Consider the following 14,643-nt stretch of genomic DNA (forward strand, 5'->3'; position numbering starts at 1 on the left):
TTAGAAAAGAGCGACTGCAAGAAGCTCCTTTTATAAAAATAGAAAAAAGGCAAATGAGCGAGAGATTGAAACGGATAACGCGATTAAGCTCCTAAGAAAGTGATTGCTATTACTAAATAAGGACTAATAGATTTTTTTTATGTTTACAATAAGTATCGGTCCAATATATAAGTATAACAATGTTTAAGATAGTACTTATTATCGTCAACTAAGCTAATATTATGGAACTCTAAAAACACTAACTCTACTGCTATAATGAATACTTTATTTTTTGGATCTAGCTTTAGCATTGAAATCTAAATTGTTTAAATTAACTTCAAGTACCCAAACCCTCTGAATTTAAGAGCTTACTAAGAATTTTATTTTCAAGATTATATAATGATTTTCTTCCTCTTTAGTGTTTTTCTGAAATAAATTATTCAAATTCACTTTAAATATCGATCCAAAAGTAATACACTACAATTGCTTTTGATATTAACTTTTACAAAAATCAAAGTTTTTACCGAAAACTATCAACGCGTTGTTAAAAATTACTTTAAAAATGAAGATAAGATTACATTTTTTTACCTTATTATTAATAGCAGTATTTTCATTATTTCATAAACAGTCGAAGAATAAGAATTTTGTAGTTTCAATTTTAGACAAAATAAAATTTACAATTCGAAATATAATTTCCTATTATATCAATAAAAAATTTACATATTAATCAAAAAACAACACTTATTTAAATTTATTTAACAATTTTTAATAGATCGTATTTTTATTTAACATTTTATTTAGATATTTGTTTGAACTAACTATAAATAAGTAAAAATGAAAATTAAATTCAAGTGTTTTTTGAGTTTCTTACTGGTGCTTTTTGCACAATTAATATTTGCTCAAGAAAGTAAAATTTCAGGAAAAGTTACTGACATGACAGGCCTTCCTATTCCCGGAGTCAATATTGTTATTAAAGGCAGTGACACAAGTGCTCAAACTAATTTTGACGGTGAATTTATCATCACAGCAAAAAAAGGACAACTTTTAATTGTAAGTTTTGTAGGTATGAAAACAGTTGAAATTCCTGCCTCTGACTCCATGCAAATTAAATTAAAAGATGATTCAAACCAGCTGGAAACAGTTCTTGTAATGGGTTATGGTACACAATCTAAAAAGAAGTCTACAGATGCAGTTTCACGAGTTACGGCAAAAGATATTGAAAATATCCCTGTTTCAAATGTACAAAATGCGTTAGTGGGTAAACTTGCAGGGGTACAAATCACGCAAACAAATGGCAAAGTTGAAGGCGGCATGAATATTCGCGTACGTGGACAAGCTAGTATTTCTGCTGGAACACAACCTCTATACGTATTGGATGGCATGATTTTAATTAATCAAAATGAATCTCTTAATGGTGCTGCTCTAAATCCATTATTAACTCTAAGCCCAAATGAAATAGAGTCCATCGATATTTTGAAAGATGCATCATCAGCAGCTATTTATGGTGCTAGGGGTGCTAACGGAGTTGTTATTATTACAACCAAAAAAGGAAAAGCAGGAAAAACAGCCTTTTCAGCGAACTTTTCACAAGGTATTAGTGAAGCTACAAATACAAGAAAATTCTTGAATAGTGCACAGTACATCGAATTATTTACCGAAGCGCGTTTGAATGAGGGTTTTAGTGATCCACGAAATGCAGGAGGTAAATTTGACCAATTATCAGCAGGTAAAGACTGGAGAAAAGGCGAGGTCGATACGGACTGGACCAAACTTGCTTTGAGAACTGGATATACAACCGATGCCGATGTCTCGGCATCAGGAGGAACAGATAAAACGCAATACTACTTTTCTGGCGCTTATAGCAAAAATACTGGTATTGTGTCATTTAATGATTTAGAAAGATTTAATTTTAGAAATAACGTTACCACAAAAATATCCGATCGCTTCAGCGCGGGAATGAATATGGCTTTTTCACGTACTTTAATTCATCGTAATACTAATGATAACTCTTTTACCACGCCAATGCAAGGAGTTGCACAGTCGCCATTGTCTCCTGCAAGAAATGATGATGGAACTGCTAACACTGCTACGCAATACGTAAACTTTTTAGCAGCTCAGGATAATGGAAACAATCAGACTATCATTAGAAGAATAACAGGGAAATTTTTTGGAGAATATAAAATTATTACTCCTTTAAAATTCAACTCTGAGGTTTCATATGATTTATATGCTCAAACGCAGGACAATTGGTATGGTACCAATTATCCCTTTGTTGCCACAAATGGAGAAGTATTTGCAGCATCAGTTAATAATGAATCATATACATTGTCCAATTATTTCACGTTTGATAAAACTTTTGGAGATCATAATTTGAATATAGTTGCTGGTCAAGAATTTACAAGTTTTGCTAGTCGTTATCAAAGTGTAACGTCGATTTACTTCGCAAGTGATTCACTTCAAACTGTAGATAGCGGCGCTGAAGTAAATGCCGGATCAGGTAACGAATCTGATTATGCATTTGACTCCTTGTTTTCACGAGTGAGTTACAGTTATGCTAACAAATATCTACTAAAAGCCTCGGTAAGAAGAGATGGATCGTCCCGATTTGGACAAAATAACCAATATGGATATTTTCCGGCAGTGTCGGCGGGCTGGGTTCTTTCTCAAGAAGATTTTTTAGCAGACAATAATACTATTTCTAACTTAAAGTTGAGAGCTTCATTTGGTCAAACTGGAAACGCTGAAATAGGTAATTTTAGTTCAAGATCGCTATACTCTGGAGCATCTTATAATTTAAAAGCGGGATTATTGCCTTCTCAACCCGGAAATAATGATTTGAGTTGGGAGAAATCTAAACAATTAGATTTAGGTTTAGAATTCGGCTTCTTGAAAAATAGAATTAGCGGCGAGATAGATTACTATGATAAAAATACAGATGGTTTATTATTTGATGTTCCTTTAGCGATTAGTTCAGGAGCTTCGTCAATCACTGAAAATATAGGACTAGTCAATAGTAAAGGGTTTGAATTTGTGCTAAATGGAAAAATAATTGATACCGATGATTTCCAATGGAACGCCTCATTAAATTTAACAACTAATGAATCTGCAGTGAAGAAATTACCAGATAATAATACTGATATTGTAGGTACATATACAATCAATAGAGTTGGAGAAAACATTAATTCTTTCTATTTAATTGAATATGGAGGTGTTGATCAAGCCAATGGTGATGCATTATTTGTAAAAAACACTAGACTACCAGACGGATCATTAGATAAATCAACCACAAATGACTATAGTCAAGCAGAAAGAGTAATTTCAGGAAATCCTTTTCCAACATTAATGAGCGGATTCACAAATACAATAAATTTCAAAGGACTTGACTTTTCATTTACTTTTCAAGGTGAATGGGGATCAAGCATTTATAACGGCGGTGGACAGTACCAATCAGCTAATGGAGATTTTTGGGATAATCAAACCATTGATCAATTAAATAGATGGCAAAAAGCAGGTGATATTACAAGAGTACCGCAAGCTCGCTATGTGGGTGGAAACGGTACTCAAGCTTCAACAAGGTATCTTGATAAATCTGATTTTGTACGATTAAGAAACTTAACTTTAGGTTACTCTTTACCAACATCTTTACTTGAAAAATCTGGTTTAAGTAAGGTGAGAGTTTATATTACTGGAGTAAATCTATTAACATTTACAAACTACCAAGGTAATGATCCTGAAGCACGATATGATATCGGTGGAAGCATTGGACAAGAATTCTATTCTGCTCCGCCAGCTAAAACTATTGCATTGGGAGTGAATTTAACATTTTAAAATATAAATGATGAAAAATATAAAAATATACCTTTTCTTTTTGACAACAGTTTTATTCGTAAGTTGTGAATCTGAGTTAGCACTTAATCCTAAACAAAGTTTAGATAGTGGCGTTGTATTAACAACAGAAAGTGGTGTTAAACAAGTTTTAGTTGGTGCATACGCTAACTTAGCAAACGGTTCTTTATACGGTGGACGAACACAAATAATGGCAGATCTGCTAGGAGCTACAGGTAGATCAAGTACAACTCATATTGAATGGTACGGGACATTTGCAGGATTTAGTGATATCTATTCTAAAAATATGACCAATGATAATATTTTTGCTGAAGATTTATATCGTGAAAGCTATGATGTTATCAATGCTACCAATATTGTTATCGAAAATGCAAATCTAATAACAGATCTAAATGATCGAAAAAAAGCAATTGCAGAAGCAAAATTCATACAAGGTTTAGTATATTTTGATTTAGTGCGTTACTTTGCACTTCCTTTTGATGCTACAACTAGTAATACGCAGCTGGGTGTTATCATCAAGCCAAAAGCTATTTATAAATATCAAGGAGCTGATTTATCTGCAGAAAGAAATACCGTTGCTCAGGTTTATACAAAAGTAATATCAAGTTTGGAAGACGCTTACGCAGACTTACCAGTAACAAATGGCGAATTTGCTGACAAGTATGCTGCACAAGCACTTTTAGCTCGTGTTTATTTACAGCAGCAAAATTATCCCAAAGCATTAACATCGGCGAATGATGTGATTACTAATGGGACATATTCGTTGTCAACAACTTTATTAGGCGCTTACAATCACGATACAAAACAAAGTGAAGATGTATTTTCAATCGCGATTACCTCTCAAACTGGAGATAATCAAGTAAATAATTCGTATGCATCTACTAATTTAGGTGGTCGTGGTGGTGATATCGCAATCGGCGGTGGATATTATTTGAAATTTACAGATCCAAATGATAAGAGAAGTAGTTTTAAATACAGCAATAGTTTAGGTGATGATTTAACTTTAAAATATACAAATCAGTTTGCTGATGTAAACGTGATTCGTTTTGCAGAATTACTGTTAATTCGTGCCGAAGCCAATATACGATTAACCAGCGCGCTAGGCGATACACCACGCAATGATATTAATAGAATTAGAACCAGGGCTGGGGCCAATAATTTTATACTTGCGATAACGTTAGCTGATGTTTTAAATGAGAGACAGATAGAATTAGCCTTTGAAGGTTTTTGGATTCATGATCTAAAAAGAACAAAAACTACGATTGTAGGGCAATCGAAAACTTTTTTATACAACGATCCAAAATTAGTATTTCCTATTCCGCTGAGGGAATTAAATACTAATAAGAAAATAACACAAAATCCGGGATACTAATTTTTATTAAAAATATTAGCACTTTAAAAAACAAAAGCCCGAAATCTAAATTTGATTTTGGGCTTTAATTTTTCCTTGTTCAAAAAGGTTATTCTACTGTTGAAATAAGGGTGTTGGTTACTGCTTCTAAAACTTCAAAAGCAGTTTCAGCCATTTTGTTGCCTTTATTATCCAATAATGGATTTACCTCAACAACCTCCATACAGACAACTTTTTTTGATTGTATTATTTGATTGATAATAGCTATGATTTCATATTGATTGAACCCTTGTGCCACCGGAGTTCCTGTGCCATACGATATTAAATCACAATCCATTGAATCTACATCAAATGAAATGTATAAAACCTCACAATGTGCTACTCTTGCAAGTGCTTCTTCAACGCAAAGATGCAATCCTCTATAGCGAACCTCTTCAACTTTATAATTTTTAATATTTAGTTTGTCAATCTGCTTGTCCTCTTGCTCTTCTGTATCGCGAACACCGAAATAAATTAAATTTTCAGCACTAACCTTTATGCCTTTACAACCGATATTTTTCATATCCTCCCAATGTTGTTGCGTTTCGGAAGTAATTACGTTACTCTTACAATTTAAATTGTCTTCGCCTAAAGCTGCTGACAAAGGCATACCATGAATATTTCCAGACGGAGAAGTATATGGAGAATGTAAATCAGCATGGGCATCAATCCAAAAAACTCCGATACTCTTCTCTGGAAAAGCAGATTTAATACCACTTACTGTTCCCAATGCTGAGGAATGATCACCTGATAAAACTATTGGAAAATAATTGTTCTGCAAGTTCTTTTTTACAGAATAACATACTCTCGTACATTGTTTAACAACATGCTCAATTCTTTCTGCTGAAGAACTACGATTTTTATTATAAATGGATTCGTTAGAAGTCTCTAAGTCCTCAAAGTCAAACTTATTGAAATAGTCACTATTTTTATTTATCGCAGCTATTTCTATTGCATCAATCCCCAAATCTGAGCCACGTGTTCCAGCACCAATATCTGATCTATTTTTAATTAATTTTATAACTCTGTCCATTACTAAAATCTATTTGAAATCGTTTAATGCTCGTTCGATAATCGCTAAGCATTCATGAATTTGCGATTCAGAAATCACTAAAGGCGGTGCAAATCTAATTTTATTACCATGAGTTGGTTTCGCTAATAGACCATAATCTCTAAATTTCATACAAATATCCCAAGCTAAATCAGATTCTTCGCCACTGTTGATTACAATTGCATTTAATAAACCTTTACCACGAACCAATGTAATAATAGGATTTCTCGAGGCAATTTCATTGAGTCCTTTTCTTAATATTTCGCCTAAATAAGCTGCGTTTTGTGCTAAATTTTCTTCTTGAACAACCTCTAAAGCTGCTATTGCAACTGCTGCAGCGATTGGATTTCCTCCAAAAGTAGATCCATGTTGTCCTGGTTTAATAACATTCATAATATGATCATCAGCTAACACTGCCGAAACAGGATAAACACCACCTGAAATTGCTTTTCCTAAAATTAGAATATCAGGCTTAACTTCGGGTTTGTTTTCACAACCTATTTTACAATCGCAGTTTCCACAAGTTGCTAATAATCTTCCGGTACGTGCAATTCCTGTTTGTACCTCATCAGCAATGAACAACACATTATGTTCTTGACAAAGTGCCTTTGCTTTCGCTAAATATCCTTCTGCGGGAACATAAACGCCAGCCTCCCCTTGAATAGGTTCTACTAAGAACCCTGCAATATTTTTAGTTGATTTTAATACATTTGCTAAAGCTTCAATATCGTCATACGGAATTTTGATAAATCCAGCGGTAAAAGGTCCAAAGTTTTTGCGAGCATTCTCATCATTAGAAAACGAAATAATAGTTGTTGTTCTCCCATGAAAATTATTCTCACAAACAATAATTTGCGCATCATTCTCAGAAATTCCTTTTACTTCATACGCCCATTTTCTACAAAGTTTTAAGGCTGTTTCCACGGCCTCTGCACCAGTATTCATAGGAAGGACTTTATCAAAATTAAAATATTTCGTTACATATTCTTCAAAAGGGCCTAGTTGATCGTTGTGAAAAGCACGAGAAGTCAATGTTAAGGTTTGTGCTTGTTTTATCATTGCACCAACAATTTTTGGATGACAATGTCCTTGGTTTACCGCTGAGTAAGCTGATAGAAAATCAAAATATTTTTTTCCATCGACATCCCAAACATATACTCCCTCACCTCTTTCTAAAACCACTGGTAGAGGATGGTAATTGTGAGCGCCGTATTTATTTTCTTTAGCTATTAAAGACTCTGACTTTAAAGAAAGTATTGATTCAGTATGTGTCATGATTTTATTATATTTAAAATTTCAAAAGACAAATCTACAGTTTTTTTTTAGACCGACAATGAAAATCAAAATTTTGACTTTTATTTAGATCTTTATCGTAATATTTTGACTATTTTAGGGAGTTATTAAGTCATTTTAAATTTATTTTTTAATAATTGCTTTCAAAAACTACAAGCTTAATTATTAGTACTTTTATAACAACTAAAAGACTGAAATTCATATCAATTAAAATGGAAATAATAGACGAATTCGACATCAATATACTAAAAGAACTTGAAAAAGACGGACGAATGGCTTATTCAGCTATTGCAGCAAATTTGAAAATTTCAAATACAATGGTCCATCAACGAATTAATAGATTGATGGAACATGGAATTTTAACTGGAATAAAGCCTGTTATTAATGAAAAAAAAGTGGGTTATGATTGGGGATCTTTTACTGGTCTTACCTTGAATAAAGATCAAGACTCCAATCGAATTATTGAAGAATTGAAAAAAATTCCTGAAATAACCGAATGCTACTATATTTCTGGATCTTTTACACTGTATATCAAAATTATTGCTAAAGACCATGAACACATGAGAAAAATACTTTACGAAAAAATAGATACCATACCAGGAATAGCAAAAACAGACTCCATAATGGAATTGGGGTGTGCATTTAAAAGAAATGTTACACTATAACATTCAAAACCTAATCTGTAAATCAAATCAATGAAAATAAAATCATCACTACTGCAATATTTCAAAATGTGTTTTCTACTGGTAATAATGGTATTTACCGCAAATAGCCAAGCACAAAAAAATAAAGGAAATCTTTTTATAATAGGTGGCGGAAATCGATCAGATGAATTGATGAATCAACTGATTTCTATTGCTGATTTAAAGCAAAAAGATTACATAGTTGTTTTACCTATGTCCAGTGAAGAGCCAGATAGCGCCTATATTTATTTTAAAAATCAAATGAAAAAATTAGTTACAAATCGAATCATTATGTTGAATTTTGATAAAAATGATGCCAATAACAAAATTCTAAACGACTCGTTACAAAAAGCAAAATTAATATTTATCAGTGGTGGCGATCAAACACGATTTATGAATGTGGTTAATAACACTTTGTTATATGGCACTATTCACAAAGCGTATAAAAATGGGAGTATGATTGCGGGAACCAGTGCTGGCGCTGCGGTGATGTGTGAACACATGATTACGGGAAACCAAAAGTTAGAGACTAAGTACACCTCTACTTTTGATAACATCAGGTATGACAATCTAGAAACTTCACAAGGATTAGGACTAGTAAAAAATGTTATTATCGATCAGCATTTTTTAAAAAGGAATCGGTACAATAGATTATTAACCGCATTAGTAGAGTATCCAGATCATATAGGGATTGGAATCGATGAAAGCACCGCAATAATTGTTAGAAATAAAAAAATTGAAATTGCTGGCGAAAGTGAAGTTGTGGTAATAAAAAATCCAAAACGAATTATCAAATCTAACAAAAGAAATTTAGTTAGCATCAAAAGCTTAGAAATGGCAATTTATACAGAAGGACAAAAATTCAAAATAAAATAATATAAAATAAAATGAAGAGTTTAAAAACGTACATACCAATAACGATAGTAGTAATTTTCTTGAGTGCTTCTGCTTATTCTCAAAATATAAACGCCAAAGAAATTACTAGGTTAGAAAAACTGGCACAACAAGTAACTGTAATTAGAGACAAATGGGGAATTGCACATGTTTATGGTAAAACAGATTCTGACGCTGTTTTTGGAATGCTTTACGCTCAATGTGAAGATGATTTTAAAAGAGTTGAAATGAATTATATTGAAAAACTAGGTCGTCTTTCAGAAATCAAGGGACAAGCTGTTTTGTATAATGATCTTGAAATTAAACTTTTAATTGATACTGATGAAGCTAAAGATGATTACGCTAAAGCCGCACCTTGGTTAAAAAAACTACTCAATAGCTATGCTGATGGTATCAATTATTATCTCTATAAAAATCCTAAAATAAAACCTGCTCTATTGACTCATTTTGAACCATGGTTTCCATTATTATGGACCGATGGAAGTATTGGAGCCATAAGTACAGCTGATCTTTCAACAGGAGAGTTGAAAGCTTTTTATTCTGGCAATAACGATAAAGTGGCATATGTAGAACGTGAAAGAGATGTTCAAACGGGTTCGAATGGATTTGCAATTGCTCCATCAAATACAGCATCTGGCAATGCTATTTTGTATATCAATCCACACACTACTTTTTATTTCCGTCCCGAAATCCAAATGACCAGTGAAGAGGGTCTAAATGCTTATGGCGCTGTAACGTGGGGACAATTTTTTATCTATCAAGGATTTAATGAAAATTGTGGATGGATGCATACCTCCTCTAATGTGGATGTTGCTGATGTCTATGCCGAAAAAATAACTGTTAAAAACAAGAAATTGTTTTATGAATATGAGAGTAAATTAATACCTGTGATCGAAAAATTAATTACCATTAAATATCTTGAAAACGGCAAACTAATTCCTAAAACTTTTAAAACCTTCTACACACACAATGGCCCAATAATGGCAAAACGTGACAACAAGTGGATCAGTTTAAAATCTAATAATCGGTCGATGAAAAGTTTGGAACAAAGTTGGATTCGAACCAAGTCAACAAGTTTTAGTGAATACAAAAAAGCGATGGATCTAAAAGCTAACACCTCTAACAATACTGTTTATGCTGATAAAGAAGGAAACATTGCCTATTGGCATGGAAATTTTGTTCCCATTAGAGATAAAAATTTGAATTGGTCAAAAGTCATGGATGGTACACTTGCTGCAACGCAATGGAAGGGATTACACGAAGTTGCAGAAACGGTACATTCCTATAATCCTAAAAACGGTTGGTTACAAAACTGTAACTCAACTCCTTACTCTGTCGCTGGAGCAAATAGTCCAAAAGAAGAAGATTACTTACCTTACATGGCGCCAGATGGTGAGAGTTTCAGGGGATTAAATGCAGTTCGTCTATTAAGCAGAGGAACTGATTACACTTTAGACAAAGTAATTGCTGATGGTTATGATACAAAGCTAACTGCTTTTGAATTTCTTATTCCAGCTTTAATTTCAACATTTGAAAAAAATAATTTAGCTGAGAATTCCATTTATAAAGATTTAATTGAACCAATAAAAGAACTAAAAAATTGGGATTATTATGCAAAAGAAAATTCTGTTGCCACAACATTAGCCATAGAATGGGCCTATAAATTAGACCCAATACTTCAAAAAGTTTATACTAACGAAGGAGAATTAGACCAAATAGAAAATACACAAATTTTTGTAAAAAACGCAAAATTGGAAAATTTACTTCCACAACTTGAGATAGTTATTAAGGAATTAAAAGAGAAATTTGGAACTTGGCAAATTTCATGGGGCGAGATTAATCGTTTTCAAAGAACATCAGGCGAAATAAATATGACTTACAGCGACACCCTAAATAGCTTACCAATTTCATACGGTCCAGCGCTCTGGGGTAGTTTACCTGCTTTTAAAAGTAATTATCAAAAAGGGACAAAAAAGCGATACGGTTTTAACGGAAATAGTTTTGTATGCGCGGTTGAATTTGGACCCAAAATAAAAGCAAAATCATTATTAGCAGGCGGAAACAGTGGCGATCCTTCTTCTGAACATTTTTATGATCAAGCAGAAATGTATCAAAAAGGCACATTTAAAGATATACTTTTTTATAAAGAAGATGTAGAAAAAAATGCCGAAAGAACCTATCATCCTGGTAAATAATTTAAAGACGACTAATTATAAAATTTAAAAATAGTAGTATAAGATAAAAAAATAAAAAAAATTACCTAAACGATAATTATATTAGAAATTTGTAATTCTAAAAAAAAGATATGAAAAATACATTATTTACTTTACTTAGTATTATACTATTTTCAGCTGCTGCTAATGCACAATTGAAAACAGTAAAATATGTTGATGGAACTCAAAAATTAAATGGTTTATCGATTACTCCAGTGAAAGAAATGAAAACAAAACCTGGAATTTTAATTCTTCCAGCTTGGAAAGGAATTGACAATCATTCCAAACAATCTGCCGAAAAGCTTTCAAAAATGGGATATTATGCATTTGTAGCTGATATATACGGTGAAGGTAATTATCCAACTAATACAGATCAAGCGGGACAACAATCTGGATTTTACAAAAAAAATTACTTAGATTATCAAAGAAGAATTCAACTTGCTTTAAATCAATTAGTTAAATCAGGTGCAAATCCTGACAATATAGTTGTGATTGGGTACTGTTTTGGTGGAACTGGAGTTCTAGAGGCTGCAAGAGCTGGGATGAAAGTTCAAGGTGTAGTTTCATTTCACGGAGGTTTAGGTCGTGATGCAGCAAGAAACAACAATCCTATTAGTACGAGAGTTCTAGTATTACATGGTGCAGATGATCCTTATGTACCGGTAGCTGAAGTGGCGGCTTTTCAGCAAGAAATGCGCGATACAAAAGCAGATTGGGAAATGATTTATTATGCTGACGCAGTACACGCATTTACAGAACCAGAGGCTGGAAATGACAATAGTAAAGGTGCAGCATACAATGAAAAAGCAGCCATCCGTTCTTGGGAGAGAATGAATACGTTCCTACAGAATGTCTTGAAATAATAAGACATAAGTTTAAAAAGACAGTATATTTTTAATTTAATGTTGGCTTGTGTAAAATAGCTGACAATGAATTGATTTTATACTGTTTTTTATGTAAAAAAAGGAATGAACATTATATAATTCATTGCAAGTTAAAAAAATATCATTCCTGTTTTCAAGCACAAAATTTTTAGTTTGCGCAAAAGATTTAATTATATTTACACTTTTATGCCCATATAATTAATCATTAATTGACTTCAAAAGAAATGAAACAAACACCCTTGTTAGGTTTATTAGCCGTTATTACACTAAGTTGTACTTCCCAAAAAATAAATGTTACTCAAGTTGAGCCTACGAATTACATGAAAACGATTACCGCTGATGAGTTAAAAACACATCTGTACATAGTAGCTTCAGATGAAATGGAAGGTCGCGAAACTGGATCAGCAGGTCAGAAAAAAGCAGGTGTTTACCTTATTGATCAGTACAAGAAAGATGATATTTCCTTTCCTAGTGCCGCTTCAAATTATTATCAACCCATTCCTGCTTCTTTCCTGAATGCTAAACGCAATGAAAATTTACCCGATTCCGAAAATATCTGGGCTTACATTGAAGGATCAGAAAAACCAAACGAAGTTGTGGTAATCTCAGCGCATTACGATCACGTAGGAATCTTAAAAGGACAAATTTATAATGGAGCCGATGATGATGGGTCAGGAACAGTAGCTTTATTAGAAATTGCTCAAGCGTTCCACCTAGCTAAAAAAGAAGGTCATGGCCCAAAGCGTTCTATTTTATTTCTTCATGTAACTGGTGAAGAACACGGCTTACACGGATCGAGGTACTACTCTGAAAATCCGTTGTTCCCGCTAGCAAATACAATTGCTAACATAAACATAGATATGATAGGTCGCCGTGATGTTGCACACGCTGATAGCAATAATTATGTGTATGTTATTGGAGCTGATCGTTTATCTACTGATTTGGATATCATTTGTAAAGAAGCTAATGCTAAATACACGCAATTAAATTTAGATTATAAATTTAATGATCCAAAAGATCCTAATCATTTTTATGAGCGCTCTGATCACTATAACTTTGCAAAAAACGGAATTCCATCTGTATTCTTTTTTAATGGTGTTCATGCCGATTATCATAGACACACTGATACCGCCGATAAAATTGAGTATGATGCCTTAGAAAAAAGAGCTCAATTTGCTTTTGTAACTGCCTGGGAGCTTGCTAATAGAGAAAATAGGCCTGTTGTAGATAAAAAATAGTATTTGGGCACATCCACGCTCTCACTCCCGAAAGGTCGGGACGTTTCAGCGTGGTCGGGCTATACGTTACAATCTTTTCATGCTCCGTTCCTGCGCATAAAAAGGATTTTCACTGCTATCCCTTGTGCAAAGAAAAGAGCAATCAAATAAAGCTTTGAAGAAATTCAAAGCTTTTTTTATGAAAACTTGACACCACAAAAAAAGCCTCTCATTTCTGAGAGGCTTTTGACTTTCTGGGTGGAAGACGGGGCTCGAACCCGCGACCCTCGGTACCACAAACCGATGCTCTAACCAACTGAGCTACAACCACCATACTGCTTAGCGGTGGCAAAGATACAATATAAAGTTACTTTTACAAATAATTTTTTTAAAAAAATAGAACAATTTTAAATCAAATCTCCTAAGCTATTGACTGCCAAATATCTTTCAACTGTAAAACCTTCAGCATGTTCTACTCCTACTAACCTACCGAGATCTCTTGAGCGGTAATTTAAGCTTTCTAGAAAGTTTTTACTGCTAATTGGGGATTCTGGTTCCTTAGAATTTGGATCATAAAATTGAGATCCATACGCTAAAATTGATTCTATCTTTTTATCAGTAAAGCCCGTAATATCAACTACAAAATCAGGTTTAATATTTTTCCATTGAATGTAGTGATAGACAATTTTTGGGCGCCACGCTTTTTGCTCTTGTCCATCTAATTGCGTTTCTATTTTCATTAAACCAGATAGAAAGCAGGCGTCTGAAACTAAACTGCTTCCTTTTGCGTGATCGATATGCCGATCATCAATTGCATTGCACAAAATAATCTCCGGTTGATACTTACGAATCATTTTTATGATTTCTAACTGGTGATTTTCGTCATTGACAAAAAAGCCATCGCGCATTTCTAAATTCTCTCGCGCTATAACTCCTAAAATTTTTGCAGCAGCATTCGCTTCTTGATCTCGTATTTCAGCTGAACCACGAGTTCCTAACTCACCACGAGTTAAATCCACAATTCCTACTTTTTTTCCTAATGAGATTTCTTTTAAAATAGTTCCAGCACAACCTAATTCTACGTCGTCAGGATGAGCTCCAAAAGCTAGTATGTCTAATTTCATCTTTTTATATTTTTATTTACCTCTAAACGGTTTATTTTTTTGAGCTAATAATTATGCTAATTTTCAAAA

At 33.3% G+C, this 14,643-nt stretch carries 10 protein-coding genes and 1 tRNA gene; 7 read left to right on the forward strand and 4 right to left on the reverse strand.

Annotated features, from left to right (window positions below; all coding sequences use genetic code 11):
• Window positions 1–813 precede the first annotated feature (813 nt).
• Together BUA99_RS14160 and BUA99_RS14165 are read left to right on the forward strand one after the other, a co-directional pair.
• On the forward strand, window positions 814–3,807 hold the full coding sequence (locus BUA99_RS14160; RefSeq protein ID WP_072993803.1) for a SusC/RagA family TonB-linked outer membrane protein: 2,994 nt from the start codon (window positions 814–816) through the stop codon (window positions 3,805–3,807).
• Window positions 3,808–3,817: 10 nt separating this feature from the next.
• Entirely contained in the window at window positions 3,818–5,197 is a 1,380-nt protein-coding gene (locus BUA99_RS14165) for a RagB/SusD family nutrient uptake outer membrane protein (RefSeq protein ID WP_072993806.1), read from the forward strand.
• Between the two features lie 88 nt (window positions 5,198–5,285).
• On the opposite strand, the gene BUA99_RS14170 is transcribed toward BUA99_RS14165, so the two are convergent.
• Both BUA99_RS14170 and rocD read right to left on the reverse strand, forming a co-directional pair.
• Complete coding sequence (locus BUA99_RS14170; RefSeq protein ID WP_072993808.1) at window positions 5,286–6,248, reverse strand: arginase; 963 nt, start codon at window positions 6,246–6,248, stop codon at window positions 5,286–5,288.
• Window positions 6,249–6,257: 9 nt separating this feature from the next.
• Window positions 6,258–7,541: an ornithine--oxo-acid transaminase gene (gene rocD, locus BUA99_RS14175; protein ID WP_072993810.1), complete on the reverse strand. Its 1,284-nt coding sequence runs from the start codon at window positions 7,539–7,541 to the stop codon at window positions 6,258–6,260.
• Window positions 7,542–7,771: 230 nt separating this feature from the next.
• Here rocD and BUA99_RS14180 point away from each other — a divergent pair, with 230 nt between their 5' ends.
• The 5 genes from BUA99_RS14180 to BUA99_RS14200 all read left to right on the forward strand — a co-directional run bounded on the left by BUA99_RS14180 (window position 7,772) and on the right by BUA99_RS14200 (window position 13,471).
• On the forward strand, window positions 7,772–8,224 hold the full coding sequence (locus BUA99_RS14180) for an Lrp/AsnC family transcriptional regulator (RefSeq protein WP_072993813.1): 453 nt from the start codon (window positions 7,772–7,774) through the stop codon (window positions 8,222–8,224).
• A gap of 30 nt (window positions 8,225–8,254) precedes the next feature.
• Window positions 8,255–9,118 (forward strand): cyanophycinase, encoded by an 864-nt coding sequence (locus BUA99_RS14185; RefSeq protein ID WP_072993816.1) that lies wholly within the window; start codon window positions 8,255–8,257, stop codon window positions 9,116–9,118.
• 11 nt (window positions 9,119–9,129) lie between these two features.
• Entirely contained in the window at window positions 9,130–11,331 is a 2,202-nt protein-coding gene (locus BUA99_RS14190) for a penicillin acylase family protein (RefSeq protein ID WP_072993819.1), read from the forward strand.
• Between the two features lie 110 nt (window positions 11,332–11,441).
• On the forward strand, window positions 11,442–12,212 hold the full coding sequence (locus tag BUA99_RS14195) for a dienelactone hydrolase family protein (protein ID WP_072993821.1): 771 nt from the start codon (window positions 11,442–11,444) through the stop codon (window positions 12,210–12,212).
• A 245-nt stretch (window positions 12,213–12,457) separates the two neighbouring features.
• Window positions 12,458–13,471, forward strand: a complete 1,014-nt coding sequence (locus BUA99_RS14200; protein ID WP_072993925.1) for a M28 family metallopeptidase — start codon at window positions 12,458–12,460, stop codon at window positions 13,469–13,471.
• Between the two features lie 235 nt (window positions 13,472–13,706).
• Here BUA99_RS14200 and BUA99_RS14205 read toward each other — a convergent pair.
• Together BUA99_RS14205 and bshB1 are read right to left on the reverse strand one after the other, a co-directional pair.
• Window positions 13,707–13,782 (reverse strand) — tRNA-His (locus BUA99_RS14205).
• Between the two features lie 75 nt (window positions 13,783–13,857).
• Entirely contained in the window at window positions 13,858–14,574 is a 717-nt protein-coding gene (gene bshB1, locus BUA99_RS14210; RefSeq protein ID WP_072993824.1) for a bacillithiol biosynthesis deacetylase BshB1, read from the reverse strand.
• Between the last annotated feature and the right edge of the window lie 69 nt (window positions 14,575–14,643).

The sequence above is a fragment of the Flavobacterium segetis genome (genome assembly GCF_900129575.1).
Lineage (GTDB): Bacteria > Bacteroidota > Bacteroidia > Flavobacteriales > Flavobacteriaceae > Flavobacterium > Flavobacterium segetis.

Excerpts from the sequence above, each read along its gene's own strand:
- BUA99_RS14165 (WP_072993806.1), top strand. The coding sequence starts at position 3,818 with ATGAAAAATATAAAAATATACCTTTTCTTTTTGACAACAGTTTTATTC.
- BUA99_RS14170 (WP_072993808.1), bottom strand. The coding sequence starts at position 6,248 with ATGGACAGAGTTATAAAATTAATTAAAAATAGATCAGATATTGGTGCT.
- BUA99_RS14180 (WP_072993813.1), top strand. The coding sequence starts at position 7,772 with ATGGAAATAATAGACGAATTCGACATCAATATACTAAAAGAACTTGAA.
- rocD (WP_072993810.1), bottom strand. The coding sequence starts at position 7,541 with ATGACACATACTGAATCAATACTTTCTTTAAAGTCAGAGTCTTTAATA.
- BUA99_RS14190 (WP_072993819.1), top strand. The coding sequence starts at position 9,130 with ATGAAGAGTTTAAAAACGTACATACCAATAACGATAGTAGTAATTTTC.
- BUA99_RS14200 (WP_072993925.1), top strand. The coding sequence starts at position 12,458 with ATGAAACAAACACCCTTGTTAGGTTTATTAGCCGTTATTACACTAAGT.
- BUA99_RS14195 (WP_072993821.1), top strand. The coding sequence starts at position 11,442 with ATGAAAAATACATTATTTACTTTACTTAGTATTATACTATTTTCAGCT.
- bshB1 (WP_072993824.1), bottom strand. The coding sequence starts at position 14,574 with ATGAAATTAGACATACTAGCTTTTGGAGCTCATCCTGACGACGTAGAA.
- BUA99_RS14185 (WP_072993816.1), top strand. The coding sequence starts at position 8,255 with ATGAAAATAAAATCATCACTACTGCAATATTTCAAAATGTGTTTTCTA.
- BUA99_RS14160 (WP_072993803.1), top strand. The coding sequence starts at position 814 with ATGAAAATTAAATTCAAGTGTTTTTTGAGTTTCTTACTGGTGCTTTTT.